24 protein-coding genes are annotated in these 26,667 nt (G+C 46.9%); 14 read left to right on the forward strand and 10 right to left on the reverse strand.

What is annotated here, in order from left to right:
* Positions 1-27 precede the first annotated feature (27 nt).
* The 13 genes from HUB64_RS14190 to HUB64_RS14250 all read left to right on the forward strand — a co-directional run bounded on the left by HUB64_RS14190 (position 28) and on the right by HUB64_RS14250 (position 13,751).
* Positions 28-387: a type III secretion apparatus gene (locus HUB64_RS14190; protein WP_012197154.1), complete on the forward strand. Its 360-nt coding sequence runs from the start codon at positions 28-30 to the stop codon at positions 385-387.
* A complete protein-coding gene (locus tag HUB64_RS14195) occupies positions 384-2,444 on the forward strand; it encodes an EscV/YscV/HrcV family type III secretion system export apparatus protein (RefSeq protein WP_269319663.1) in 2,061 nt (686 codons plus the stop codon). The genes HUB64_RS14190 and HUB64_RS14195 overlap by 4 nt, the downstream gene beginning before the upstream one ends.
* Before the next feature lie 12 nt (positions 2,445-2,456).
* Positions 2,457-3,788 carry an EscN/YscN/HrcN family type III secretion system ATPase gene (locus HUB64_RS14200; protein ID WP_173497242.1) on the forward strand — a complete coding sequence of 444 codons (1,332 nt, stop codon included), beginning with the start codon at positions 2,457-2,459 and terminating at the stop codon, positions 3,786-3,788.
* Between the two features lie 16 nt (positions 3,789-3,804).
* Positions 3,805-4,206 carry a hypothetical protein gene (locus tag HUB64_RS14205; RefSeq protein WP_173497243.1) on the forward strand — a complete coding sequence of 134 codons (402 nt, stop codon included), beginning with the start codon at positions 3,805-3,807 and terminating at the stop codon, positions 4,204-4,206.
* Positions 4,199-4,645: a hypothetical protein gene (locus tag HUB64_RS14210; RefSeq protein ID WP_173497244.1), complete on the forward strand. Its 447-nt coding sequence runs from the start codon at positions 4,199-4,201 to the stop codon at positions 4,643-4,645. The genes HUB64_RS14205 and HUB64_RS14210 overlap by 8 nt, the downstream gene beginning before the upstream one ends.
* A 4-nt stretch (positions 4,646-4,649) precedes the next feature.
* On the forward strand, positions 4,650-5,570 hold the full coding sequence (locus HUB64_RS14215; RefSeq protein WP_173497245.1) for a hypothetical protein: 921 nt from the start codon (positions 4,650-4,652) through the stop codon (positions 5,568-5,570).
* Positions 5,571-5,689: 119 nt separating this feature from the next.
* The gene (gene sctR / locus HUB64_RS14220; RefSeq protein WP_012197160.1) at positions 5,690-6,340 is read left to right on the forward strand and encodes a type III secretion system export apparatus subunit SctR; all 651 of its coding nucleotides are present in this window, start codon (positions 5,690-5,692) and stop codon (positions 6,338-6,340) included.
* Positions 6,337-6,606 carry a type III secretion system export apparatus subunit SctS gene (gene sctS / locus HUB64_RS14225; RefSeq protein WP_012197161.1) on the forward strand — a complete coding sequence of 90 codons (270 nt, stop codon included), beginning with the start codon at positions 6,337-6,339 and terminating at the stop codon, positions 6,604-6,606. Before sctR ends, sctS begins: the two co-directional genes overlap by 4 nt.
* Positions 6,607-6,608: 2 nt before the next feature.
* Positions 6,609-7,409 (forward strand): type III secretion system export apparatus subunit SctT, encoded by an 801-nt coding sequence (sctT, locus tag HUB64_RS14230; RefSeq protein ID WP_012197162.1) that lies wholly within the window; start codon positions 6,609-6,611, stop codon positions 7,407-7,409.
* Positions 7,410-7,430: 21 nt separating this feature from the next.
* Positions 7,431-8,480, forward strand: a complete 1,050-nt coding sequence (locus tag HUB64_RS14235) for an EscU/YscU/HrcU family type III secretion system export apparatus switch protein (protein ID WP_131525061.1) — start codon at positions 7,431-7,433, stop codon at positions 8,478-8,480.
* Between the two features lie 543 nt (positions 8,481-9,023).
* Positions 9,024-10,256: an efflux RND transporter periplasmic adaptor subunit gene (locus tag HUB64_RS14240; RefSeq protein ID WP_173497246.1), complete on the forward strand. Its 1,233-nt coding sequence runs from the start codon at positions 9,024-9,026 to the stop codon at positions 10,254-10,256.
* 2 nt (positions 10,257-10,258) lie between these two features.
* Positions 10,259-12,292: a MacB family efflux pump subunit gene (locus HUB64_RS14245; protein ID WP_173497247.1), complete on the forward strand. Its 2,034-nt coding sequence runs from the start codon at positions 10,259-10,261 to the stop codon at positions 12,290-12,292.
* Positions 12,293-12,299: 7 nt separating this feature from the next.
* Entirely contained in the window at positions 12,300-13,751 is a 1,452-nt protein-coding gene (locus HUB64_RS14250; protein WP_173497248.1) for an efflux transporter outer membrane subunit, read from the forward strand.
* Between the two features lie 145 nt (positions 13,752-13,896).
* Here HUB64_RS14250 and HUB64_RS14255 read toward each other — a convergent pair whose 3' ends face one another.
* The 10 genes from HUB64_RS14255 to HUB64_RS14300 form a co-directional block, all read right to left on the reverse strand.
* Positions 13,897-15,039: a site-2 protease family protein gene (locus tag HUB64_RS14255; protein ID WP_168826794.1), complete on the reverse strand. Its 1,143-nt coding sequence runs from the start codon at positions 15,037-15,039 to the stop codon at positions 13,897-13,899.
* A gap of 231 nt (positions 15,040-15,270) precedes the next feature.
* Positions 15,271-15,648 carry a DUF4144 family protein gene (locus tag HUB64_RS14260; RefSeq protein ID WP_028759298.1) on the reverse strand — a complete coding sequence of 126 codons (378 nt, stop codon included), beginning with the start codon at positions 15,646-15,648 and terminating at the stop codon, positions 15,271-15,273.
* Positions 15,649-15,881: 233 nt separating this feature from the next.
* Entirely contained in the window at positions 15,882-17,570 is a 1,689-nt protein-coding gene (locus tag HUB64_RS14265; RefSeq protein ID WP_173246781.1) for a DUF342 domain-containing protein, read from the reverse strand.
* Positions 17,571-18,049: 479 nt separating this feature from the next.
* Positions 18,050-19,093: a methyltransferase gene (locus HUB64_RS14270; protein ID WP_173246778.1), complete on the reverse strand. Its 1,044-nt coding sequence runs from the start codon at positions 19,091-19,093 to the stop codon at positions 18,050-18,052.
* A 196-nt stretch (positions 19,094-19,289) separates the two neighbouring features.
* Positions 19,290-20,612, reverse strand: coding sequence for an alkaline phosphatase (locus tag HUB64_RS14275; RefSeq protein WP_173246775.1), 1,323 nt, complete (start codon positions 20,610-20,612; stop codon positions 19,290-19,292).
* Positions 20,613-20,686: 74 nt separating this feature from the next.
* Entirely contained in the window at positions 20,687-21,640 is a 954-nt protein-coding gene (gene gshB, locus HUB64_RS14280) for a glutathione synthase (RefSeq protein WP_173246772.1), read from the reverse strand.
* Between the two features lie 93 nt (positions 21,641-21,733).
* Entirely contained in the window at positions 21,734-22,465 is a 732-nt protein-coding gene (rsmE, locus tag HUB64_RS14285) for a 16S rRNA (uracil(1498)-N(3))-methyltransferase (RefSeq protein ID WP_173246769.1), read from the reverse strand.
* An 8-nt stretch (positions 22,466-22,473) separates the two neighbouring features.
* On the reverse strand, positions 22,474-23,253 hold the full coding sequence (endA, locus tag HUB64_RS14290) for an endonuclease EndA (RefSeq protein ID WP_219235770.1): 780 nt from the start codon (positions 23,251-23,253) through the stop codon (positions 22,474-22,476).
* A 126-nt stretch (positions 23,254-23,379) separates the two neighbouring features.
* Positions 23,380-24,039 (reverse strand): SprT family zinc-dependent metalloprotease, encoded by a 660-nt coding sequence (locus HUB64_RS14295; RefSeq protein ID WP_173497249.1) that lies wholly within the window; start codon positions 24,037-24,039, stop codon positions 23,380-23,382.
* 158 nt (positions 24,040-24,197) lie between these two features.
* A complete protein-coding gene (locus HUB64_RS14300; protein ID WP_173497250.1) occupies positions 24,198-25,352 on the reverse strand; it encodes a hypothetical protein in 1,155 nt (384 codons plus the stop codon).
* 330 nt (positions 25,353-25,682) lie between these two features.
* Between HUB64_RS14300 and blaOXA the strand changes: the two genes are divergently transcribed.
* Positions 25,683-26,507, forward strand: a complete 825-nt coding sequence (blaOXA, locus tag HUB64_RS14305) for a class D beta-lactamase (protein WP_105251500.1) — start codon at positions 25,683-25,685, stop codon at positions 26,505-26,507.
* Positions 26,508-26,667: the final 160 nt, after the last annotated feature.

Raw genomic sequence — 26,667 nt, forward strand, 5'->3', positions numbered from 1 at the left:
ACCGAGAGTTAATGCTGGAGAAGCGATATGGATTTACTACTAATGCGCAACCTCGAACAATTTTTTCGGTTAGTGAATCGCTGGCCTGTGAAGCTTGAGGAACGCATTGAATGCCATTGGCCTCCACACGGAGTGTTACTCGAGTGCCATCAAGGACGATTATTGATGACGACTTGGTTGCTTAACACTCCCGCACGTGATCTCAAACCTTATTTATCACGTTGGCATCCAGAAGCTTTTGCGGGCAGAGTTCAGCGATTGTTCATCGTCAAAAACCGTTTAATGATCAGTTGCCTCTGTCCATCGACACACCAGGGTCATGATTGGTACCACTTGTACCAACTGCAACAAAAATTCCTAAATCGTATGCTCATAGGAGGTCAATGATGAACCTCATCAGTCGTTGGTTAAGTAAAGCCGCAGGGCGTCACGATATCATCTTAAGTGCCATGTTAATGGTAGCTGTATTTATGATGATCTTGCCTCTACCGACACCTTTGATCGACGTATTAATTGCCTTAAACCTTGGCTTGTCCATAGTGTTATTGATGATCGCCATATACATCCGTGACCCTTTAGAGTTCTCAGTATTTCCATCCCTACTATTGATCACAACCTTATATCGTCTGGCACTTACTATCAGTACCAGTCGTTTAATTTTGCTGCAGCATGATGCTGGAGATATTGTATACACCTTCGGTAACTTCGTGGTCGGCGGCAACTTAGCGGTCGGAATTATTATCTTTGCCATCATCACCATAGTGCAGTTTATCGTTATCACTAAGGGGTCTGAGCGGGTGGCGGAAGTGAGTGCACGTTTTTCCCTCGATGGTATGCCTGGTAAGCAAATGAGTATCGATGGTGACATGCGTGCTGGCATCATTGACGCTAAAGAGGCAAAGCGTCAACGGGCACAAGTTCAGAAAGAAAGTCAGCTTTATGGCGCGATGGACGGCGCGATGAAGTTTGTAAAAGGCGATGCCATAGCCAGTATTATTGTCATTTTAACTAATATCATTGGTGGTATCGCTGTCGGTGTCATGCAGCACAATATGTCGGCTGCCGAAGCATTAAATACCTATGCAGTCTTGTCTGTCGGGGATGGTTTGATAGCCCAAATACCTTCGTTACTGATTTCAGTCACTGCAGGCTTAATTGTGACCCGAGTTCCTGGAGAGCAGAGACAGAATTTAGCCAACGAATTAGTGATGCAAGTAGGGCGTCAACCTGCATCATTGCAAATGGCCGGGATAGTCATGTTCATCTTTGCTTTAATCCCTGGCTTCCCAATTTTAGTCTTCGGCACACTCGGTTCGGTCGTTTTAGGGGCTTCATTGTGGTTGAAGCGTCAGCAAAAACGAGCAAGTGCTCAAGGAGAGGAGAGCCATTTCACTGAAGCAGGCAAAAGTGACACGGCCAATGTCGACAATATGGCACCAGGGGCTGTACCACTGATTTTATATCTTGGAGCCGATGTGCCTATCCATGGGGTTAAAGAGGCACTGCAAAAACTACGTTGGCAATGGTTTGAACAATTGGGCGTGCCATTACCGGAAATCCAATTACAAATAGCGAAGAAAGGCAGCCTAGGTTGTTGTGATGTGCTCTTGTACCAAGAATCTGTATTGCAATTGCAGCTAGTACCACAGGAAGCCCTTTTGATTGACTCCATCGCAACGATTCCATGCCGTGTCGAGTCCATCCCTTTTAGTAATCAAAGATTGCATTGGATCAAAGGTAATGCGCTTGAACAGGCGGAAGCCCAAGGTTTAGCTGTTTGTCGTGATGAGCAAATTCCCGCTTATGTGATGGGTAAAGTGATCGACCGCTATGCAGGGGAGTTTATTGGTGTACAAGAAACCCGGTATTTAATGGATGCTATGGAGGCTCGCTACGGTGAGCTCGTCAAGGAACTTCAACGCCTCTTGTCAGTAGGAAAGGTCGCCGAGATCCTACAACGCTTAGTTGAAGAGGGGATTTCGGTGCGCGATTTACGAACTATTTTTGAAACCTTAGTCGAATGGGTGCCAAAGGAGAAAGACATCATCATGTTAACTGAGTATGTACGGATTGCGCTTCGCCGTCATATTCGCCGCAAGTTTGCTACCCCACAAGGTTGGATCGCTGTGCTCATGGTTGGAGAAGGAATTGAAAATGTGATCCGTGAATCGATACGACAATCGACTGCTGGCTCTTATTCGGCCTTGGACATGGCACAAACTCAGCAAATATTAACCTGCATTCAAGAACAGCTGCCACCGGAACAAACCTGTGTACTGTTGACCTCGCTCGATGTGCGTCGTTACCTGCGAAAAATCGTAGAACGCGAGTTATTTAGCACACCCGTTTTGTCGTTTCAGGAATTAGGCGACGATGCAGAAATAAAAGTCATAGGCCAAGTGGACTTAGTGGGTGAGGTACTCGATGCCGCACTGGCAAGCTAATGGAGGCGATAGATGAAATTACCCAGTAAAGAAACACTTTATGCACAACTCGAACCTAGTTTATTCGCCACTCAGAGTTTGTTGCCTGTTCCATCGGTTCGCTATTTCGGCAAAGTTCAAGAAGTGGGGGCCACACTCGTGCGTGCAACTTTGCCTGGTGCACATCAAGGAGAGCTTTGTCTCATTGGTAATCGCCTCAGTGCCGAAGTCGTTGCGGTAAAAGGCGATGAAGCCCTGTTATCGCCCTTCGACGTTACGGCGGGACTATGCAGTGGAGAATTAGTTGAAACCTTAGGCTATGGGCATCAAGTCCCCTTAGGTCAAGGCTTGCTTGGTCGAGTGGTCGATGGCCTTGGTGCTCCTATGGATGGCTATGGACTGACTGCAACGTCATTAAGGCCTAACCAAGGTTCTGCACCTAATCCATTATCACGACAACTTATTGATACTGTCATGCCCATGGGGATCCGCGCTATTGACAGCGCCCTCGCCTGTGGCATCGGCCAAAGGATTGGTATTTTTGCCGCAGCAGGAGGGGGAAAGAGTACCTTACTTGGCATGATCGCCGCGCACTGCCAAGCGGATGTGATTGTACTGACCTTAGTCGGCGAGCGTGGCCGTGAAGTCCGTGAGTTTATCGAATATAACCTCACGCCAGAGGCAAGAGCGCGCACTGTGATGGTGGTTGCTACATCGGATCGTCCTCCGCTTGAGCGAATGAAAGCCACACTAACGGCAACGACCATTGCTGAGTACTTTCGCGATCAAGGTAAGAATGTGCTGTTGATGGTGGATTCACTGACCCGATTTGCCCGCAGTGCGAGGGAAATTGCGTTGGCGGCTGGCGAGAGCCCAGTGTCTAGCGGTTATCCTCCAAGTGTCTTTGTCAATTTATCGGCCTTAGTCGAACGAGCTGGCCCCGCTGCCAAAGGTAGTATCACTGGCATATATACCGTACTGGTTGAAGGGGATGACATGAATGAACCTATCGCCGATGAAGTTCGTTCCTTACTTGATGGACACATAGTGCTATCACGTCGACTCGCTGGAGCGGGCCATTACCCTGCAATTGATATCAATGCCAGTGTCAGCAGGGTAATGGATCAGATTGTTAGCCCTGAGCAGCGGTGTAATGCCGCTAAGATGCGCCAGTTACTGGCATTGTATCAAGAGGTTCAATTACTCATCCGAGTGGGCGAATACGTGCAAGGTGAAGATCAAGAAACCGATGAAGCAGTGGCTCGCCATCAGGATATTCAGCAGTTTTTGTGTCAATCAGTCAATGAATTCAGTCCCTATGAAGAGACGCTACAAAAATTGAAATTATTGCTTTTAAGCCATTAATGGGAGGAACTCAATAATGAACCCATCCCAACTTACAGCGAAAGACGAGCAATTATTACAGCGATTACTCGTAATTCGTAGTGACAAAGAAGCTAAATTGCGCCGAGAGCTAGCCTTACATAGGCAAAAATTCAGGGAGCTACTTGACAGGCAAATCCTCATCAATCTCGAGCGGCAAGCGCAAACTAATCGGCTGCGTCTGCAGCAGATGCCAGAACAAATATTAACTCCAACTGAGCTAATCACTTTTAAATTGACCTTAATGAAAGAATACCAAAAAGAAAGGATATTAGCCGAAACTGCTGAGATGTTGGTAATAGAAAAAGAGCAGTTGGAGTCCACTATGGTGCATATGCAGCAGGCGATTCTTCAGTTAGTTAAATCCCAACAAAAACTGCAGGAGGTTGTCGATGAATAATCCTATGGCGATAGTGCGAACATCGAAAATATCTTTCCCCAGTGTCGAAGCCAGACAAGAGTCGGATCCAGAAATGCGTCGCTTGTTTAACCGTTATTTCTGCGGTCAACAGGAAGATGACAACACTATATCTACCAAAGATCGGCTTAACGCTAAGGCACTACTCAGCCGCGATGGTGGTGTGTACCGACAAGGAGCGAGCGAAGTAATCCGGCAAGGTGAGCAACTATGCTATCGCTTGCTCAATGGCCCTATGATGGGATTAGTGATCCAAGCCTGTTACCAACCACGAGGAATTCAATTGCAGTTGTTTCCTAAGACAGCGCGTCAATCGGAACTGCTCGCAAGACTCTTACCTCAACTCAGCGAGCAACTACAAGGGCGACGCTTTGCTATTCATTTAGATCTTATGCCAACCAACACAGCAGTGACGAGGTAGATGAATGAACATCAATAAACTGATCAATGCTAGCCAAGTTATAGGCCGTGGCCTAGCACAGCAAGCTTGCCAAATCGAACTGACGCGTATCGGGGGCGATGGAGTATTCTGGCAAAGACGCAATGCTCCATCAGGATCGGGTCTGTGGTGTTCTAAACAGGATTGGCAACTGTGGGTAACCGCAGTAACTGGCGTAACTTCCTCGACTGAGATTGCTTGTGATTTATTGCCCTGTGTTAGTGCGGCAGCATTTGATGTAGCGGGTGAATGGTTGGTCGATTGCCTTGAAGAAGTCCCTAAGCCATTTGGATTGGTGCCAGATATTTATCCCGTGCTAACGCTTCAAACTACGCAATTGGAACAAGGCGACGTGGAGAGTGCCGGTCAATTGGCTTGTGTCTTAGTTGATTGGCCGCAAGAGGACTGGCAGAGCCAAGTCGAGTCATGGTCAGCATTCTCAGGTAAAACGGTGGATGTTAGTTTGAGTTTAGTGGCCGGTTTTGTGCCCCAAATAACGCCTACACCTGACTTACCCGAAATAGGCGGGGGTTTATGGCTCGATGGTGATGTGCAAATCGAGCAGGGGGAAGCGCTGTTATGGGCGGATGGACCGTTGGCTAAGATCAAGTTCATCACCCCTATTGATGGTCCTCAAGCACAACTCGAAATTGTGTCTTTATTGCCTAAGATGGACGCTATTCAGCCCCCTTTGATCGCCGATATTGGTCGAGTGAGTCTGCCTCTGGCTAAGCTCGGCGCTATGATGACGGGTGACAAGTTAACGCTGGAGGTTACGCTGAATAATCAAGTGCGTTTAGGACGGTTCAGTCATCAGTACGGTCAAGAGCTGTACCAAACTCTGGCAAGTATTCATCTCCTGCGTGGAGAGTCGGGATTGCTCGCACAAATCGAGGCTCTAGTATAAGGGGAATGGTGTTGCGTTTACGGATATGTCAGCGGTTTTTAGTTAGCTAAGGTCTTCACCTGATACAGGTCAATCACAAAGCGCGCCATGATGGAACCCTAGCCACAAAGGAGGTTTCCATGACCTTACTCGACCATCCAATCCAATTGATCATTATGTTGTTTTGCTTGTCACTGCTGCCGCTGTTCGCCGTGATGGGCACTTCATTCTTGAAATTGGCAATTGTGTTCTCTATGTTACGTAATGCCTTAGGGATCCAGCAGATCCCACCCAATATGGCAATTTACGGCCTCGCATTAATTCTCACTCTGTTCACCATGGCACCCGTGGGGATGGCAATCAATGACAATCTAAAAGCCACTCCTATAGTGTTCGATGCACCCAATGTATTTGAGCAAATCAACACTGAAGCCATAGCACCCTACCGCGCATTTCTCGAAAAAAATACCAGCAATACTCAGATTGAATTTTTCGCCAATATTGGCCATAAGGTCTGGCCCGAAAAATACCAGCAAGTGCTGACCAAAGACTCACTGTTAGTGATGGTGCCAGCCTTTACTATGAGTCAGCTCATAGAGGCATTTAAGATAGGTTTACTCATTTATCTTCCCTTTGTCGCAATTGACCTTATCGTCTCCAATATTTTACTGGCAATGGGCATGATGATGGTGTCCCCCATGACGATAGCCCTACCGTTCAAATTGTTGATTTTTATCTTGATGGGTGGATGGGAAAAACTGATCAGTCAACTAATGATGTCATTCTCATGAGTGAAACTATCATAGTACATTTCACCTCTGAACTACTGTGGATGGTGTTACTGCTGTCGCTACCTGTTGTTATCGTGGCCTCAGTTGTCGGAGTTTTGGTTAGCCTTATTCAAGCCCTGACCCAAATCCAAGATCAAACATTGCAGTTTCTGATCAAACTCATCGCCGTGTGCGTGACACTTGTGGTCTGTTATCACTGGATGGGTAGTTCACTGTTGAATTACGCCAGCATGGCTTTCGATCAAATTAGCCAAATGGGGGGGTAGTGATGACAACTCAGCTACCCAACCTATTAACAGCACAACTTCCGGTGTTGGCACTCTGTATGATGCGCCCTTTAGGCATGATGCTGCTATTACCCTTATTTAAAGGGGGGGCAATGGGGAGCGCATTAATCCGTAATAGTCTGATTTTAATGTTTGCTTTACCTACTGTGCTGGCAATGGATGAAATGCAGCCGATACTGCAGCAGGCCGACACTTGGATGCTCATCAGCCTATTTGGCAAAGAAATTATTGTAGGCATGTTACTCGGTTTCTGTGCCGCCATTCCCTTTTGGGCCATAGATATGGCGGGATTTGTAATTGACACAATGCGGGGGGCATCCATGTCGACTGTACTTAACCCATTGATGGGACTGCAATCATCGATTTATGGCATGCTGTTTACTCAAGTTCTTACCGTGCTGTTTTTAGTCTCGGGTGGTTTTAATTTTCTGCTAACTGCACTTTATCAGTCATATCAACAATTACCCCCAGGATTTAATTTAACGCTAAGCCAGCCCTTGATGGTGTTTATAGCCCATGAGTGGCAATTGATGTGCCAACTATGTCTCAGTTTTGCCATGCCCGCCATGGTGATTATGATCTTAGTCGACGTAGCCTTAGGGCTAGTAAACCGCTCGGCGCAGCAGTTAAACGTCTTCTTTTTGTCTATGCCCATTAAAAGCGCTTTGGTCTTACTGTTATTGATCTACAGCTTACAGTTTGCTTTGTCCCATTACCTGCAGACCATTTCTGGGGTAGAGCAGCACGTCGATATTTTGTTTGGACTTTTAGCAGGGCACTAGTGCCCCTGGTGGATATGACCTATGGCCGAGAAAACAGAAAAACCCACAGAAAAACGTTTACGAGAAGCGAGAAATCGCGGTCAGGTCATTAAAAGTGCTGAAATTGTCACAGGGTTACAGATGGCGATCATTCTCGGGTACTTTCTCTACGAAGGGCCTGCACTCGTCCAAGCCATTATGGCGTTAATCGACTTAACCATTCACGCCATCAATCTTCCCCTTGAAACTGCGGCCGAGCAAATCGTTGGTACCTTCGCCATGCTGGCATTACGTTTTTTAGGTGGGCTGACATTAGTACTCGTGTTTACCATTGTGGTGGGGAACTTAGTCCAAACAGGTCCCGTTTGGGCGGCTGAGTCTATAATGCCGAGCATGGATAAACTCAATGTCATGAATAATGCTAAGCAACTTATTTCACTGAAAAGTCTGTTTGAGCTCGCTAAAAACCTCGTTAAAGTCACAGTGCTTAGTTTAGTGTTTTACTATCTGCTCCATCGTTACGTTAACGCCTTTCAATACTTGCCTTTATGCGGAGAAGCCTGCGGTATCAGTGTGATTTCGACCATGATCACTTGGCTCTGGGGCAGCTTTTTAGGATGTTACTTAATATTTGGGATCGCTGATTATGCATTTCAACGCTATAGCCTAATGAAAGAACTCAAAATGTCTAAAGATGACACCAAACAAGAATACAAAGATTCTGAAGGTAACCCCGAAATGAAACAAAAACGCCGCGAAACCCAGCGAGAAGTGGCGTCTGGTAGTCTTGCCAGTAACGTTCGCAAAGCCACAGTGGTTGTGCGTAATCCAACCCACATTGCCGTGTGTTTGTATTATAGTGAAGGTGAGACGCCGTTGCCTAAAGTGCTTGAAAAAGCCGAAGATCACATGGCCTTACACATAGTGGCATTAGCTGAGAAAGCTGGGGTGCCAATTGTCGAGAACATTCCATTGGCCCGCGCCTTATTTAAACACGTTGAGGCAGGAGACGTGATTCCAGAGAGCCTATTTGAACCCGTAGCAGAGCTTTTACGTCTAGTGATGACAATATCCTATGATAATATGGAGTAACAGGTCTTACTGTAATCAAATAGGATCCTTGATGATAATTGTCTCTTACGAATCCCATAATGAATCTATGAAATTCAAATAAGTAGCCACGCATAATATTGTTTGAAGTAATCAATTTTACCAAAATATTACTCTGAATTTGCACTAAGTTAGGTTTACGCACGCCGCTGAGAGATAGCACACTGCAAGTGTGGGGTGAAGCTCCACGACGTTGATTTTTCTTGAAAAAGAATCAAATGAAGTCTGTATCTAGATTCGTTTGAATGGCTGAACTACCACAAGTGGCACAGTCATAGAATGTAGACAACAACAATTTATCACCTGACGATTTGGTGTTCGCACTAAATTGGCATGGCAGTCTAAGCACCACTCAATCGTGCTTTCCTTGTCAATTTCTACACAGATATTTGCAAATCTTTACCTGTTAACGACACTTCCTTCGTCTACTGTCTTTGGCTAACTCTATATACTGTTGGAACAATTTCAGTTCCTTAGCAAGATGAATGCTTGCTGTCTTTAGCATTGATGGACACGACAATACCGATGAAAAAATCCTCAAAGCGTAAATTGCTGCTCGCGTTAAGCGGCTTAATCCTCCTTAGTGGCGGTGCTTATTTTATGTGGCATAAGCCTGAAACGGCACCTACCTATGTAACTGAAGCGGTGCGCCGTGGCGATATCGAAAACTCAGTACTTGCCAATGGCATGTTGCAGGCATCCAAACTGGTGAGTGTGGGCGCACAGGTATCGGGGCAAATCTTAAGTTTGCCGCTGGCACTGGGTGATGAAGTAAAAAAAGGCGATTTGATTGCTCAGATTGATAGCCTAGCGCAGCAGAATAATTTGAAGGATGCCCTCGCATCACTCAAGAGTATCAATGCTCAGTTCCGTGCTAAACAGGCGCAGATCCGCCAAGCTAAATTGGAATTTAGCCGCCAGCAGCAAATGCTTGCCGATAAGGCCAGTTCTCGTGCCGATTATGAAGTGGCCGATGCTAATCTAACGGTTTATCAAGCCGAGCTTGAGCAATTAGAAGCGCAAAAACAACAGGCTGAGATTAACGTCGACAGTGCCAGAATCGATTTAGGTTATACCAAAATTACCGCGCCGATGGATGGCACTGTGGTGTATTCCGCGGTAGAAGTGGGGCAAACCGTTAACGCTAATCAAACAACACCGACCATAGTTGAAATGGCGCAGCTGGATACCATGACAGTTAAAGCGCAGATTTCCGAAGCCGATGTTGTCAATGTCCATCCGGGTCAAGCCGTGTATTTCACTGTCCTTGGAAAACCGAATCATCCCTACCGTGGCGTTTTGAGGGCGATTGAGCCTGGGCCGATTTCGATGGATGGCGACGATAGCAATATGAGCTCTAGCGACTCAGACGCTATTTATTACCATGGTCTGTTTGATGTAGAAAACCCTGACCGCACCTTGCGTATCGGCATGACGGCGCAGGTGTCTATAGTGTTAGCTAAGGCCGATGATGCGCTATTAGTGCCTGCGCAGATATTGCGTATAAAGCCGAGGGAGAAATCCGCGGCGCCAGAGGCTAGGTCTGTCGAGCGTAAAGCCCGCAGCGGCCCGCAATATCAAGTGCCTGTATTAGTTGATAACCAAGTGCAATATGTGGATGTCACTGTGGGGATTAACAACAAAATCAATGCTGAAATCACCGCGGGTTTGAAGGAAGGCGATCAGGTTGTGCTTGGCATGCCGTCTTCCGATGATGGCAGCAGTAAATTACGTCGCCCACCTAGCGTGAGGTTTTAACAGTGACAACGGCATTACTTGAAATTTCAGGTTGTTATCGCACTTTTCAGGCGGGTGAGCAGCAACTCACTGTGCTGAAAGATGTGAACTTGTCGATTGGCCGTGGCGAGATGGTGGCGATAGTTGGTGCTTCTGGCTCGGGTAAATCGACCCTAATGAACATTCTTGGTTGTTTAGATAAGCCGTCAAAGGGCGCGTATTTTATCAACGGCCAAGATACCTCGACTATGGACGTTGATGAGTTAGCACAGCTGCGCCGCGAGCACTTTGGTTTTATCTTTCAGCGTTATCATTTACTGGGCGATTTGACCGCCATAGGCAACGTCGAAGTGCCTGCTGTGTATGCGGGTAAAGAACGCACGGTTCGTAAAGACAGGGCCGAGCATTTGTTAACGCGTTTAGGCCTTGGCGACAGGCTTGACCATAAACCCAATCAGCTCAGTGGCGGACAGCAGCAGCGGGTCAGTGTGGCGCGCGCTTTAATGAATGGCGGCGATGTGATCCTTGCGGATGAACCAACAGGTGCACTTGACAGTCACAGCGGCGAAGAAATGATGCAGTTGTTGCAGGAGCTGCACAGCGACGGTCATACCATCATTATCGTGACCCACGATATGCACGTGGCCCAATATGCCGACCGCATTATCGAAATCAAAGACGGCGTGATCATCAGCGATGAGCGCAGTCAGGATAAACAAACGGCTAAGCCACAAAGCTCGACGTCACAAACTTCGACGTCGCAAAGCTCAACGTTACAAAATATGGCGCCACAAAATCCTAGCGGTGCAGTGGCAGCAAAAGACAGCTCGCGTGCGCGGGTGGCTTCGTTGGACAGATATGTCGAAGCACTTAAAATGGCGCTGGTGGCGATGTCGACCCACAGGTTACGTACCTTCTTGACTATGCTCGGCATTATCATAGGTATCGCCTCAGTGGTTTCTGTGGTGGCCTTAGGTGAAGGCTCGCAGCAGGCCATTCTCAAAAGTATCAGTTCGATGGGAACCAACACGATTGATATTCGCCCCGGTTCAGGTTTTGGCGATCGACGCTCGGCGCGGGTGCGCACCTTAACCGCAACGGACGCCAATGCCCTTAAAAATCTGCCCTATGTTGATAGCGTGACGCCAAGCATTGGCTCTACTGCAACGGTTCGTTTTGGTAATAAAGCGGTATCGGCATCGGTGAATGGTGTGGGACCTGAGTTTTTCCGTGTAAGAGGGTACGAGTTAGCGCAGGGCCAATTTTGGGATGATGCCAGTGTCGCATCGCTCGCCCAAGATGCGGTGATTGATGACAACACCCGTAAGGAGCTTTTCCCTAACAGCGCTGCCGACAATAACTCGGCGATAGGGCAAGTGATTTTCCTTGGAGATTTACCCGTACGTATCATAGGTGTGACTCAACCCAAAGAAAGTGCTTTTGGTAACAGCGATGCGCTTAATGTATGGGTGCCTTACACCACAGTTTCTGGCCGTATGGTGGGTAAAAATTATTTGGATGGTATTACAGTTCGACTCGATGAAACTGTGCCGAGTAACGCGGCGGAGCAGGGCATTATCGCGCTGCTTAAAATGCGCCACGGCACGCAAGATTTCTTCACTATCAATACCGATACCATTAGGCAGAACATCGAAAAAACCACTGCGACCATGACCTTACTAATCTCGGCTATCGCGGTGATTTCCCTTGTCGTTGGCGGAATTGGGGTGATGAACATTATGTTAGTGTCTGTGACTGAGCGAACCCGTGAAATCGGTGTTCGTATGGCCGTGGGTGCGCGCCAGAACGATATTTTGCGCCAGTTCCTTATCGAAGCCATTTTAGTGTGTTTGTGTGGTGGCACCTTAGGCATCGCCTTGTCCTACTTAATTGGCGTGGTGTTTGCTCAAACGGGGGGCAGTTTCCAAATGATTTATTCCACCACCTCCATCGTTGCTGCCTTTGCCTGCTCGACCTTAATTGGTGTGCTATTTGGTTTCTTACCCGCCCGCAATGCGGCGCAGTTAGATCCCGTTGATGCACTAGCCAGAGAGTAATAACACCATGAATAATAAACTATTTAATCGAATTTTTTCGCCTCGTAGCTGTGCTATTGCTGTGGGACTGGCTTTGGGAATCGCTTTGCTAAGTGGCTGCAGCAGTGTTATGCGTTCAGACTTTGAACCACCCGCACTGGCTATTCCAGAACAGTGGCAAAACACCATAGTGAACGAGCAAGTGAGAGTTGATCCTTGGTGGCAGCAGTTTCATCAGCCCGAGCTCGATAAGCTGGTCAGCCAAGTATTGAGCACTAACAATGACTTAACCCTAGCGACCTTAACGCTGCGTAAAGCACGCTTGCAGGCAGGACTAACGCGGGATGATCTATACCCACAGTTATCGGCAAACCTTGACGCTTCCCGTAATCAGCCACTTGAGGGTGGCGATGCGACTAAGAGTTATCAAGCAAAATTGTCCGTGAGTTATGAGGTGGATTTGTGGGGCAAAGTGTCGGCCAATATCGATCAAGCTCAATGGGCGGCGCTGGCGAGCGCCGAAGATAGAGAAAGTACCACCCAAAGCCTAGTGGCGACCACTGCATCCTTGTATTGGCAGATAGGTTATTTAAATCAACGGATTGATTTAAGCCAAAAGAGTATCGAGTACAGTCAGCAAACGTTGGCATTAACTCAAAGGCAGTATGATTCTGGGGCCGTGACGCAAGTGAATGTGCTTGAAGCTCAGCGCAGTATGGCGGGACAAGAGGCTGCCCATAGCCAGCTTATTCAGCAATTAACTGTGGCTAAAAATGCCCTCGCGATATTACTGAATCAGGCACCTGCAGCTGTTCCTGCGCAGAGTTTAGCTTCAGGGGGAACTTGGGTTGAGATTAAGCAACTCCCCGACGTAGCTGTGCCGGACGTTAGCGTGGGTGTACCCGCAGATTTATTAGTGAGACGCCCAGATGTGAAGGCCTCCTTGTATCAACTGCGCTCCGCCTTGGCGAGTAAAGATGCGACCTATGCGAGTTATTTCCCAAGCCTGAGTTTAACCGGCGGTGTTGGGGAGTCGACCTCTGAGTTAAAAGAGTTGTTACGCAATCCAGTTGGCAGTTTAGGCGCAGGGCTAGTCTTGCCCTTTTTGCAGTGGAATCAAATGCAAATCAATAACGACATTGCCGATATCGATTATCAAACTGCAGTGGTGAATTATCGCAAGACGCTTTATTCCGCCTTTGAAGATGTCGATAACGCGATTTCGGCTAAGCAGCAATATCGCTATCAAGGGGAGAAGTTGGCGCAGCAATTCAGTGCAGCGGCGGCCGTTGAAGCCATTTATGAGAGCCAGTACCGCAATGGCGCTATCGGTATTCAGAATTGGATTGATGCCCAAGAGAATCGTCGCAGCGCCGAGGCGGCTTTACTCGAGAATCGCTATAACCAACTTACCGCCCAAGCGACGCTTTATCAAGCCCTTGGCGGCAGCGATATCGCTCCGCCTTTGGCAAAGGAATAGCGCATTTTTGTAAAAGCATCACAGCGCGACAGAAAAATAAAAAACCGCTATTAATAGCGGTTTTTTGTATTGCATCACTCTGGACAAGTGCAAGTGTAAGCACTCGTGCTAGTGCCTTTGCGCTGCGTTTAGCCGTTAAGCAGAATTAGCTGCGTAATATTTGCAGCGGCAGACTGAGCATATCATCGCCGGTTCCGGCTAAGTGCCAGATGATGCCGACTAAGGCACCAACCGTGAGCAAGTACCAAATAACCGAGAAGATTTGCCCGTATCTGTCTAATGGCAGCAGGTGGCTTTGATGGCGAGTGCGCCACTCGAAGATGATTTCTAAGCTACCGATCAACAGCAAGAAGCCCAATAGCGCTAAGCCTAAGGTGTAGCTGATATACACACCAAAAGCGGCACCAGCGGCGCAGGCGACCAAGCCCATAATGCTGTTCATCGAAAAGCTGATGCTCTTTAAAATATGGCCGCCATCGAGTGGCAGAATAGGCAATAAATTAAATAGGTTAAGCAGCGCATTAAAGGCGGCAAGGCCAGCAAAAAACACATTGCCCGTTGCGTGGTAAGCAATCAAGGAAGCGATGGACATCAAGAGCCCAAAGGTCGGTCCCATGATAGAAATCACCACATCTTGCCAACGCGTATTAATTTTCTCATCGGAGAGCGCGAGTCCGCCCATAAAGGGAATAAGGTAAATCCCTTTGGTCTTCATCCCAAAATATTTCATTGCGCGAATATGGCCATATTCGTGAAATACCAAACAGGCGATAAGTGCGAGGGCGAATTGGAAGGAGAATAGCCAAGAATAAGCGGCAACACTGGCGCCCGCTAACACTACCTTTATGACTTTAGCGCTTTTTAACAGCTTAAAGCCGAGGGAGGCGAGTCCTATCATGCTGATTTTTTGCTGCTTAACGATGGGCGTTTCTGGTGTTTGGCGTTCGATATCTTTCTCTGTCCGTCGCCCTTGGTCGATAATCTTGTCATCCATCAGCAAGCAGTAATCGAGGCGGAAAGGCTGCCAAACGAGATCGGTTTCGAGGCGAACTTGGATTTTAGCTTCTGTTATGGCGATGGCTTGCTCACCACTTTCTGTCACCAATGGGCTGCTGTGGTGGGTGAGCTCAAAGACATGGACTTTGAGGCCGCCATTATCGACGGAAGCTTCTTTTTGTGAGACTAAGGTGTTGTCCCAGTAGAGTTGTTGCCAGCCCGCGAGCGAGCCTTCTAAGCGCAGTTGTTTGCCTAAGCAGTCAATCTTAAGTAGTTCCAATTTCGGTTCCATCTGTTTGTATATTTAGTGCCAACTTAAACGTCATCCCTTGAGTCGACGCAGAAAACGGTTATTTTGGAGTGGATCTTAAGCGCTTTACCGTTTGGCTTAGCGCTGTTACACCGCGGCAAATTATGCCTGTGAATTGATTATGAGGATATTAGCTTTTAAGGTCATATTGTTTTTTATTGATTAACTGAGTCATTGATAGCCATTTATTATGGCTTATCATGTGTTTGCTGTTTATTCATCGAGGGTACGAACAATTTCGATTCCTTGGGCAATTGTCGTGAAAGCCAGTTTAGCGACACAACATTGTCCTAGTGCTTGGGCATGATTTTGAACCCATTTGATAAATTCATTGAGTGGTAAATCCTGTTTTTGGCGCAGTAATCGAGGTAATTCGCCAACAGGATCTTCATGGATTTTTTGTGGACAGGCACTGATAAGGTATCGCTGCCCTTTGGAGTCTAATAATTGATCGGTTTCGATGAAGTGATGCTGATAGAGACAGGCCAGTTCGAGCCAATCTCTTTGATGTTCTAGGTAAAGTAATTCGTCATTTTGAGTCAGTTTTACAATCGCTGGCCATTCAATACTCGACATCTTAACGCTAGTCATTTCAGATCCTTAGGAAGTTTAAAATGGGCTCTGAGGTATTCTCTGAGATCAATCGGCGGCAGTAGACAAGGATTAGGATTTAGCAAGAAGGTGACTTGGCATACTGCTGCGTGCGTTTATCTGTGAGCAGTATGCCACGCTTGGAGAAGATAGATAGAGGCCAGAACGAGTTCAGAGGTTTGGCTGCCGAGCGAAAGCTGCCTCAGCACTGGCGTTAAGAACCCTAGTGAACCTTATGTGCTCGGTACAGCTTTTGCCTTGGCGTTATAGTCAAAGTTAATCTCTTGATTAACATTGGCAATACAACAAGTGCCGTGTTCACGTGCCGTACGGTGATTTGCTTGACCTATATGCAGCTCAACGTTAAGGAATACGTGTTTAAGCACTTCGATACGGTATTTTTCGTAGTAGCCTTCGACTTCTTGTTTAAAGGTATCGAATTCAAGCTCTTCACGGGTACGTTCGTCCATGATGCGATTCTTCTCATCAAGCATCATCTTTATTTGCTCAATCATAACCGCGTCAGCTTGCCATTCTGACTTGGGGGGCAGTTTATTGAGGCGAGCCTCGATATCTAAACTGGCGACAACCATAGCTTTAACGCTCTCATCGAGTAGCTTGAGATCTTGCTTGAGTTCAGCCTGTCCCATTGCGCAGTAAACGTCAGTTTTAGTCCCTGCCGTTGCACCTATGACAACCGCCGTGATGCCTTTTTCAGCGTGTGCAACTCCGCCAACCAGATCACCACGACGACCGCTAGGATCGCTGACCGTTAAACTGCCGGCGGTTTTGGTATTACTGTGCAGCAACTGTTTAGTGACTAAGATATTACCTTTGGCAACTAATTGAGAATATTGCACAAATTGGGCGCTGATCTGGCCTTGAGAATAGATATTGGTAGAGTATTCATTGGCTTTAATCTGGCGGCCAATGATGCCTTTACTCACAGTGACATCGCCTTCTGCTTCAAGGGTGGCGGAGTCCACAAACCCCATCACGGTAATATCGCCTGAGCTTTTAACTATCATGCCCTCGTGGACATCACCTGTGATTAAAATACTGCCCTTGAAGGTGACATGGCCTGTGCTGATGTCGACATCTTTAAGTTGCAGTACATCATCGACATTCATACCTGTACGGGTTTCGACGGGTTGCCCCGGCACTGTGGCGATCAGCTTATTGGGATCTTTGGGATGAAAAGCTGTGCCTGTACCCGCTTGAAGCACTGCATCCTTACCTGGTTTTTGTTTAAGGACTTCGCCCTTGATGTTGTAGCCCGGAGTGCCTTCGGTGGCTAAATGTTTAACCATCAAGAGATCATTGGCTTTAACAACGATCATTGCGCCTAAATTGCGCATATCGACACTGCCATCTTCGCGCTCTTGTGGCTGAAGCAAGCGCTCCCGCGCAAGGAATACTTTGCGTTCTAGTACCGCATTGAGTCCATTAACAGGGGCTTTGCCTTGGGCTATTTCACTTTGGCAGATTTCCCCTGGCTTGAGTGTGCTGAGTTGCTTTAGTAGAGCTTGAATTTTGAGTTTGCTTAGCCCCATGCAGACGTTGTTTTTTTTGAGATGAGTGAGGATCTCTGGCAAATCTATCTGTTTACCACCCCATGCTGCGGTAAGTTTAAGACTGGCTTGCATTTTATCGGGACTAATCTCGATAGCTATGCTGCCATCGCGACGTTCGGCCAAAGTAGTATAGAGCTCAAATTTTCCATCGTCTTGATTACAAAGAGAGTTGATTTTAGCGACGGTTTTAGTAATGGCTGGTTCTAGCGGAAACAGGGCGGCGAATTCAGGTAAAGACAACAGGCGCATTATGTCTTCATGGGTGACTGGACCATGGACATTAGGGATCAGGCGCAATTCAGCTTTTGTCTTATCGCTGTTTAGCTCTATGAGTTCAGGGTCCAGCATAGGGGCATTCCTAGTAATTGCGTTTTATTCTTGTTAAGAAGCTGTTTTGAGTATAACAGTAGAAACTTAGGGTAAAGAAGCCTTTTTGGCTGCAAAATCAGCAAATGTTGTCATTTTGTTGTTAATGGTCTATGAGTGAATTTTAAAATAGTTTTTTATAAAAAATTGAGTCTTATAATCAGTGTTATCTCTGGTTTTATAACAAAAATTACTGAATAAACCACAACTTATATTGATTTTAGGTTTAACCATTATTTTGATGTTTTAAATCGAATCCCTATGTTAGGAACGGCTGTTGAGTGACTATAAGTGAGGAATTGTCAGAATCGCTGGCATGCGGCAGATCACAATATTGAATTTTGTAACACGATGAAAGGGAGGTTTTATCTAAAAACAAACAGGGATTGGGATAAGAGTGAGTGGCTGGGTTGCCAATAACGCGCTTCAGCGAAAGCATCTGCGCGTTATTAATCAAACATCTATTTGTGCTGGAAGTAATACAACTTGTACTTGTTGTTATCGGCAACCACTTTCAATTGGCCAAATTCGGCGGCGATAATATCGGAATAGGGCAGGTGGCGATTGGCGACTATTTGCCAAATACCATTATGTTGTAATTGCTTAGCACTATCGGTGACAAAGTTCTGCGCTATGCTGGTGGTGCTGGCGAGGCCATCATGAAACGGCGGATTAGAGATAATGCCGTTAAATTTTCCTGTGGTTTGCGCGAGCCCATCGGATGGATACACTTTGGCTGTCATGCCATTGGCCGCCAGGGTGAGTTCACAAGAAGCTAACGCCATGGCATTAATATCAACACATTCTAGGGATAGGCTCGGTTGTGCTTTTAGTAGAGCGGCGGTGATCACGCCTGCGCCGCAACCAAAATCGAGCACTCGACCCGAGAGTGTTGGTAGGTGTGACAATAATAATTCAGTGCCGAGATCTAACCGTTTTTCGCTAAATACCCCGACTAAATTACAGATACTGATCTCGCCTTGCGGCGTTGTGAGTTGATACTGACTGACCCAGTCGCTAAGTTTCATTGCCGGGGCGCTGCCCTCTAAATGGCTACCAAACAGCAGGCAGTGGCGGGCGTTATCGAGCTTCATCCCCGTCGTAAAATACTCAGGCAAGAGTTTAACTAAAGACTTAATCCCGCCTTTGTTTTCCCCAACCACTAACAGTTGGCCGTTAGGCACAAGATTACTGGCGGCGAGGTTAAACAGATAAGGTGCGAGGGGTTTAGCCTTGGGGAAATAAACGATAACAGTATCGTACTTTTCTGGTTTAATTGGGTCTTGATGTGGCAGTTCGTGGCCGAAGTAGCAACGCAGTTTTGAATTCGCGTGCGGCGCTAAGTGTAAATAATGGTGATAATCCAAGGCGAGGGCATCGACCGAGGCCGCGACATCGAGCAGGGCTTTTGGCAGTAGATCGGCTTCATGATTGAGCACTAACACCTTATGTTGGCTTAGGCTGTCTTGATTACGAATAATGACTTGCGATGGATTAGTTAACACAGTTACTGGCACCGATAGACTTAAGTGCGGGCATTATACCTGTTATTTATGCCCGAGCCAGTTTGCATCGAATCACTGCGCTAAGACCTAATAAAATCCCTAATAAAATCCCTAATAAAAAGACCCAATAAAAAAGGCAACTGCATTATGCGGTTGCCTTATGTGATTGTCTTTAATGAACGGAATCGACTAACGCTTAGCTTTTAGGTTTCTTCGGTTTTGGCAATAAGCTGAAAATCTTATTGGCGATATCAGTATTGTCTTGATGGCCGTTAAACAGCTCAGATGCGGGACCTGCGGCAAACACTTGTACGTCTGTGCCTGTATGACCGTCGGTTGTCCAACCTGTATCAGTTCGCTTATCAATAACATGGCGAATTGCAACCGCGATGGTTTCTAATCCCTGCATTCTGGCGACCGTTAATTTTGCGATTTCTTCTTCGTTGAGCTCAAAACCTAAACCGCGGGCAAGATCGGCCTGCCATTGTTCACCGCTGATGGCGGCTAAGGCTAATGTGTCGGTACTGGCTGAAACGTTGCGTAGGATTTCAGGGTTCCAGTTGTACTTTCCATCGACGCCAATCGATAGGCCGCCGGTGTTATGGTCGGCGGTGATCACCATCAGGGTATCAGGATGTTCACGCACGAATTGCTCAACCACTTCAATGGCATTGGAGAATTCATCCATCTCACCCATAGCAGTGGCGATGTCGTTATTGTGGCCCGCCCAGTCGATGAGACTTCCTTCGACTAACAACACAAAACCTTGGTCATTCTGCGACAGTAAATTGAGTGCTTTTTGGGTTAAAGTGCTGAGTTTTTTCGCATCTTTTTCATCAATCGCCCAAGGTAATTGGACTTCGGCAAACAGTCCCAGCACTTTAGGTTGGGTGATGCTGGCGAGATCTTCAAAACGAGTAATATGTTGATAACCCTTGGCTTTAAATTGTGCTAATAGTTCAGGGGTAAAGTATTTTTGACCACCGCCTAAGAATACATCGGCGTTAGTTTCTAGATAGCTGAGTGCCAAAGCATCGTAGTTTTTACGGCTTTCGTTGTGGGCCAAAAAGGCGGCTGGCGTGGCGTGGTTGATTTGCGACGTTACAGCGACACCTGTGCTAAGGCCAAGGGATTTGGCTTTTTCGAGTATGGTCGGCAGCGGTTGCTTTTGGGTATCGACCGAAATCGCCCCATTGTAAGATTTAACGCCAGTGGCGAGCGCAGTTGCTGCCGCGGCTGAGTCGGTAACATAACCACTGACACTGGCGGGATAAGTGCTCGCCATCCCTACAAGTAAACGGTCGAATACGGTTTGTTCGACTTCCTCTGTGTCAGGATTATCTTTGTAGTAACGGTAAGCGCTAGTGTAAGACGGTCCCATACCATCACCTATCATGATGACAATGTTTTTGGGACGCGACGGTGCTTTCGTTGGACCTGTTTCTATGTTGGCCCAAGTCGGAGTCGATAGTAATAAACCTATGCCGAGTAACAAGAATGGCGCTTTGGTGAAACTCATATCACATCCCTAGAAAGTGGCTAGGCGCTTGTGATGTCAAAGCGCCTTAAATCAACAAACTCGTTGGTAAATTTTTATGCTTTGGTGTTCATGCGTGCTTCAATAGCATCCATTAACATGCCGGTGATGTCGACATTAAATGCTGCTTGGATCTCACGGATACAAGTTGGACTGGTTACGTTGATCTCAGTCAGCTTGTCACCAATGACATCGAGGCCGACAAAAATCAGTCCACGTTTTTTAAGTTCTGGACCAATGGCGCGGGCAATTGCCCAATCGCTGTCGGATAAAGGTTGAGCCACACCGCTTCCGCCTGCCGCTAAGTTACCACGGGTTTCGCCTTTCATTGGGATACGCGCCAAGGCGTAGGGCACAGGCTCACCATCGACCACTAAAATGCGTTTATCGCCTTTGGTTATCTCAGGGATAAAGGCTTGCGCCATGGCATATTGTTGGCCATAGCTGGTCAAGGTTTCTATGATGACCCCAAGGTTTGGGTCGTCCTGCTTCACGCGGAAAATCGAGGTGCCGCCCATACCATCAAGTGGCTTAAGAATAATATCGCCCTTCGCTTGGTGGAAAGCGCGGATACGTTTGGCATCACGGGTTACGATCGTTTCTGGAGTGAATTCGCTAAACCATGCGGTAAATAGTTTCTCGTTAGCATCACGTAAGCTTTGTGGCTTGTTAACGATCAACACGCCTTGTTCTTCGGCGCGTTCAAGCATGTAAGTTGCGTAGATAAACTCAGTATCGAATGGCGGGTCCTTACGCATTAAGATCACGTCGAGTTCGCTCATCGGCGTGTCTGTAGCTTCGCCGAGTTCAAACCATTTGCTCGCATCATTGAAAACAGTTAACGGACGCATATTGGCCATAGCCACACCGTTGACCATGGCAAGATCGGCCATTTCCATATAAAACAGCTGATAACCTCTTTCCTGCGCGGCCATTAACATGGCAAAACTGGAGTCTTTCTTAATGTTGATCTCACTGATGGGGTCCATCACTATGCCGAGTTTTATCATTAATCTGTTCCTTATTTGTCGCCATTTGCAGGCAAAAAAGCATTTATTGGATAATGGGGTGCTATACCACCGCTGTGTGCGGCTGTGGACGGTCTAGCCTAAATCACCAAATCTGAGTTGCAGTGCCGTAATGGCGGTGAGCGAGGCGGTTTCGGTGCGTAGCACTCTGGGGCCAAGCAACACATCGGTAAATTGATAGGTTTCTGTCATGGCGATTTCTTCCGCCGACAAACCGCCTTCTGGGCCAATTAATAGTCGCACGCGGGTATGGGCCAAATCTAAGCCATTGATACCGTGTGCGGCACGTGGATGCAAATTGAGTTTAAGCGCTGAGGTCGGCTCACTGCACCAATCGTGTAAGTCCATCGCTGGGCGAATCACGGGCACTTGGCTGCGTCCCGATTGCTCACAGGCGCTCACGACGATCTTCTGCCATTGCTGAATTTTTTTCTCTAGGCGTTCGCCGTTGAGTTTCACACCGCAGCGATCTGAAAACAGCGGCGTAATAGTATTGACGCCAAGCTCGACTGATTTTTGAATGGTGAACTCCATTCTATCGCCACGGGAAATCACTTGGCCTAAGTGCAAGTTGAGTGGCGACTCAGATAAATTGGCCTCACAGGAGAGCAGTTTTACTGTGACATGCTTCTTACCTGCGTCAACAATTTCAGCAAGATAATCATTGCCATCACCATTAAATAGACTGATATGTTCGCCGTTGCCCATGCGTAGCACCTTGCCGATATGGGCCGCGCCATCTTCGTCTAAGTTCAACTGTTGATTGATGGCTAATGGCTGAGGTTGATAAATTCTTGGGACTCTCATTGTCGACCTTATTCGGCTAATTGTTGACGCTGTGGTGGCGCATTACAGGCATTCTGCACAAAGGGGTTATGGTTACCTTGGGTTTGCGCTATGGCGTTATCACGTTTGCACTCAATAGTATCAACTGGATAGGTTTTATCCCATGCCTTAAATAATTTTAATTGGCTAGAGGCGATTTTAAGACCATAGGTCTGCTGCATATAGAGGTAGGTTCTGGCTATCTTACCGCGGGTATTCGCGGGAGGTTGTGCTTGACGATTCTTAAAGTCGACTACCATAGCACATTGGCCATATTGGTCAGCCTTACCGTTCCATTGGCTAAATCGGAAGTTGCTGCGATCGCCATTGACCTCACCAATTGCGGGTACCAAATTATGCATGTCCGATTCCATTTTATTAAATTCATTACTGTTATCGGCACAGTTTTTACGGCCGCCCTTTTGCCAGCATTGGAGTTGATGGCCAAATTCCCAGGCGGGGACTATGTGTTCCCACTCGATACGGTTGGCGCGGGTTTCCTGTTTACGGACTTGATAACCACAGCTGGCGAGATCGGGTTTCCACGATTTACCTTTGATCTGAATTTCACAGCCACAGTAAAAGCTGACTGCGGGCAGAGTACCTTGGCGACTGCCTACGTAGAGCGCCTGTGACTTGGTTTTTGCTTGGCTGAAACTGCTGGGATGTGACACTGAGGCACTTGCGGGCACAGATAAGGTCGCCGCCCAAGTGATTAGGCACAACAAAAGTCGCCGTGAATTAACGGTTAAAGAAGCTATGTTCAAAATTTATCCCAAAATAACAAACACTACGCGAGCCTTTGGCTCGTCTTTTATGGCGTGATGGTAAGGGAAATATCGCTGTTTATGCAAATTGAGTCGTACTTAGGTGGGAGTTTTGTTTGCTGAAAGTCGCTAGAACGCAGTTAAATGGGTCTTACAGCGTTTACAAATATAACGACTTTCACCACGCAACACCTTGTTATGGCGGCGAATACTCAGTCGAATTGGCCCACAGGCGCAGCGATACTCAACATCGCGACTCGTAACTGAAGTGGTATTAAAGCTATGTGTGGTACTCGGATTGACCTTAAATACCGTTAACATCAAAGATTGCCATTCTTTACCGTGGGGCTTGGTTTTGCCAAAAAGCTGAAAACACAGCAAATGACAAATTTCGTGGGGGACGACCTCAGTCAGAAATGCCTCGCTGTTTTCGCGTAGCAATACAGGATTGAATCGCAAGCGATTCTGCTGCAGATGAGCCGTACCCGCGCTCTTACCCCTTAGACTAAATTGAGTGACTGGGCGTGGAAAAGTGCGCTTAAGCGATATCTCGGCCTCTTGATAACAGGCTTCAATTCGCGCTAGTACTTGAATTTGTAGTGACGAGAGTGGGCGTGATGAACCGGTGAAAATATGTGCTTGAGCCGGATCTTGTAATGGTGGACTCGTTATCCCCTGCGACTTATCTTGGCTTTGGCCTAAGGCTGCGTACGTCGATTTTGTCAGCGGGGCAAGTGCTTCACTGCTGCGACGGCGTAAGGCATTGAGTAAGTCAGCGGGTTTCAGCATAGGGTTAGCGTTGGATCTCGTCGGTTAAAGATAAAATTGAGTGCTTAAAACTTATCGGTGATTAAGCCTGCCTAAGCGTTCACATCAGAAGCGTTCGCATCATAGCGAACGCTATCTGACAATGCTAGTTTCGGCCAGTTTCAGCCAGTGTGACTTGGCTATAAACTCGCTGCCGCCTGCATCACCATAGTGCGTACTTGTTCGACTATGGCTTGCTCAGTATCGGCATCATAGCCTTTGACTCTTGGTGTGTGAATGTGGCCGACCTTGGCATGGCTATTAAACTTTTGCTGCAAGACTATGGCGCGATAGGAGATTTCATTAGAGAGATAACCGCCGCCAGAACCTTCGACTGAGGTTTCGTTTTGCAGTTCGTTTAATGACGTCGCGCTAAATTCACCGCGGGCAAGGGTAGTGACAGTATGGTTATCATTGACTTTCCATTGACCATCTTTGACTTGCATCGCCGAAACAGGCAGTGAAAATTCCACAAATTCGGGGCCGATAAAATCTTTACCATTAAGCTTTGGGGCAACGGGTGCGGTTTTCGTGCCGCCAGTGAGTACGTTTTGGTTATCGGGCGCCGCTGCGCTGCGATTTCGCCCTGGGAAACGTTCGATATCAAAATCAGTTCGGCCCATGCTAACGGTGAATACAAATTGGGTTTTGGGATCGCGATAAATCGGGCTCAATAGCGACTCGATAAGTCCTTGATCAAAATCTGCAAAACGTACTGGCACCATAGCGGTTTCTATTTGCGCCGTTTTACCATTAATATCAAAGCGAAAACCATCCAAGGCGAGGGCAACTAGACCGGAAGGATTACTCTGGGTGATATCTTTGTCGAGGAAGAAAGGATCGAAACCCGTGAGAAATATTTTGATTTGGACATCATCACCATATTGAATATCGCTAAAACCCCGTGAGGCTTTTTCAACCGCACTCATTAATATGTCTTGTTGCCAATCGGCCATTTTAAAGTTGGCGCTGGTGGTTTTTAGACTATTAAGCATGGCAAGGCGAGCCCAGTATAAAGGTCGGTCGTCAAAATGCCCTGACTGCACATCGCGGACAGCTTGTTGCCATAATCTGTGTCCTTGGCGTGCCGCTAATTGGGTGGCGTCAACTTCGTTTTTCTTTGAGCTCAGCTGAGCCAGACCATCGTCAAGAGCTTGATAGCGAGTGACTACGTCGCCTATGGTTTTTTCGGCTGTTGGTAGGCGGGAAACTTCAACATCACCAAATAACTGCACGGCACTGGCTGTAGTCATTAAGCTGGTGGTGAGGATGAGTGTTAACACTGGCTTTAACATGTTTGGCTTCCCTGTAGTGATTAGACGTTATTCATTGGAAATAATGATTATTTTTTTCGTACGGATAGGCTCTTATGCCAAAAAGTATGCACTACAAGCTGAGGGTAATAAAGTTAAGCTCAGTGATCTTCGTCATCTTATGTCAATATCTTCTATCACAAATCATATGGCGCTAGCATTAATCCATCTGCAACAGTGCAATAGGGTCTAGTTTGCCTCTTTTTTGCCACAATTGGTCAGCAGTTTGCTAGGGCTTGCCAAAACCCTAAGTGATAGCCTTAATCACTTTTTTAGTTCATTGGATTGTTTGTTTTTCTACAAGGAGACTTTATGCGTTTGTTCACCATATCGGCTGTGCTGGTGATGTCGTCTATTTTAGTGTCGTCAAGCTTAGTGGCGCCGACTTTTGCATCTACTACAGCTAAGGAGTGGCAAGAAACCCGCAGTTGGGATGCCAGTTTTACTCAGCACCAAACTAAAGGCGTAGTGGTGTTATGGAATGAAAACAAGCAACAGGGATTCACTAATAATCTTAAACGTGCCAATCAAGGTTTTTTACCTGCATCGACGTTTAAGATTCCTAACAGTTTGATCGCGCTAGAGCTTGGCGTGGTGAAGGATGAGCATCAAGTCTTTAAGTGGGATGGTAAAAGTCGAGATATCGCAACTTGGAATCGTGATCATAACCTTATTACTGCAATGAAGTATTCGGTTGTGCCTGTCTACCAAGAGTTTGCTCGCCAAATTGGTGAGGCGCGTATGTCGAAGATGATCGCCTCGTTTGATTATGGTAATGAGGATATTTCGGGAAATTTGGATAGTTTTTGGTTAGATGGTGGCATACGAATTTCGGCTACGGAGCAAATCGATTTCCTACGTAAGCTTTATCACAACAAGATACACGCTTCTGAGCGCAGTTTACGTATTGTTAAGCAAGCCATGCTGACTGAAGCGAATTCTGACTATATTATCCGTGCGAAAACCGGCTATGCAGTCAGAGCAGAACCAAGCATTGGCTGGTGGGTAGGTTGGGTTGAACTCGATGATAATGTATGGTTTTTTGCGATGAATATGGATATTCCCGACGCCGCAGGTTTACCATTGCGTCAAGCCATTACTAAGGAAATCTTAAAACGGGAACGCGTTATTCCTTAGCCCATGCTAGGTCGCGTAAGCATAGCGTATCTAAACCTTGCGAGAATTGCGTATGAAGTGGCCTACTTGGCTGACATCAATCGTGATACTGAAAGCCTAGACTCAGATCTAGGCTTTTTTATTGGACTTTCTTGAAACAGGTTTCCTGATGCGACGGGAA

Origin of the sequence: Shewanella sp. ISTPL2 (assembly GCF_013283205.1) — a bacterium.
Lineage (GTDB): Bacteria > Pseudomonadota > Gammaproteobacteria > Enterobacterales > Shewanellaceae > Shewanella > Shewanella oncorhynchi.

Bases quoted from the DNA above. Each gene is read 5' to 3' on its own strand.
- HUB64_RS14235 (WP_131525061.1), top strand. From the start codon at position 7,431: ATGGCCGAGAAAACAGAAAAACCCACAGAAAAACGTTTACGAGAAGCG.
- sctT (WP_012197162.1), top strand. From the start codon at position 6,609: ATGACAACTCAGCTACCCAACCTATTAACAGCACAACTTCCGGTGTTG.
- HUB64_RS14190 (WP_012197154.1), top strand. From the start codon at position 28: ATGGATTTACTACTAATGCGCAACCTCGAACAATTTTTTCGGTTAGTG.
- HUB64_RS14200 (WP_173497242.1), top strand. From the start codon at position 2,457: ATGAAATTACCCAGTAAAGAAACACTTTATGCACAACTCGAACCTAGT.
- HUB64_RS14295 (WP_173497249.1), bottom strand. From the start codon at position 24,039: ATGCTGAAACCCGCTGACTTACTCAATGCCTTACGCCGTCGCAGCAGT.
- HUB64_RS14250 (WP_173497248.1), top strand. From the start codon at position 12,300: ATGAATAATAAACTATTTAATCGAATTTTTTCGCCTCGTAGCTGTGCT.
- HUB64_RS14265 (WP_173246781.1), bottom strand. From the start codon at position 17,570: ATGCTGGACCCTGAACTCATAGAGCTAAACAGCGATAAGACAAAAGCT.
- HUB64_RS14260 (WP_028759298.1), bottom strand. From the start codon at position 15,648: ATGACTAGCGTTAAGATGTCGAGTATTGAATGGCCAGCGATTGTAAAA.
- HUB64_RS14255 (WP_168826794.1), bottom strand. From the start codon at position 15,039: ATGGAACCGAAATTGGAACTACTTAAGATTGACTGCTTAGGCAAACAA.
- HUB64_RS14205 (WP_173497243.1), top strand. From the start codon at position 3,805: ATGAACCCATCCCAACTTACAGCGAAAGACGAGCAATTATTACAGCGA.
- HUB64_RS14215 (WP_173497245.1), top strand. From the start codon at position 4,650: ATGAACATCAATAAACTGATCAATGCTAGCCAAGTTATAGGCCGTGGC.
- rsmE (WP_173246769.1), bottom strand. From the start codon at position 22,465: ATGAGAGTCCCAAGAATTTATCAACCTCAGCCATTAGCCATCAATCAA.
- sctS (WP_012197161.1), top strand. From the start codon at position 6,337: ATGAGTGAAACTATCATAGTACATTTCACCTCTGAACTACTGTGGATG.
- blaOXA (WP_105251500.1), top strand. From the start codon at position 25,683: ATGCGTTTGTTCACCATATCGGCTGTGCTGGTGATGTCGTCTATTTTA.
- sctR (WP_012197160.1), top strand. From the start codon at position 5,690: ATGACCTTACTCGACCATCCAATCCAATTGATCATTATGTTGTTTTGC.
- gshB (WP_173246772.1), bottom strand. From the start codon at position 21,640: ATGATAAAACTCGGCATAGTGATGGACCCCATCAGTGAGATCAACATT.
- HUB64_RS14195 (WP_269319663.1), top strand. From the start codon at position 384: ATGATGAACCTCATCAGTCGTTGGTTAAGTAAAGCCGCAGGGCGTCAC.
- HUB64_RS14275 (WP_173246775.1), bottom strand. From the start codon at position 20,612: ATGAGTTTCACCAAAGCGCCATTCTTGTTACTCGGCATAGGTTTATTA.
- HUB64_RS14300 (WP_173497250.1), bottom strand. From the start codon at position 25,352: ATGTTAAAGCCAGTGTTAACACTCATCCTCACCACCAGCTTAATGACT.
- HUB64_RS14240 (WP_173497246.1), top strand. From the start codon at position 9,024: ATGAAAAAATCCTCAAAGCGTAAATTGCTGCTCGCGTTAAGCGGCTTA.
- HUB64_RS14210 (WP_173497244.1), top strand. From the start codon at position 4,199: ATGAATAATCCTATGGCGATAGTGCGAACATCGAAAATATCTTTCCCC.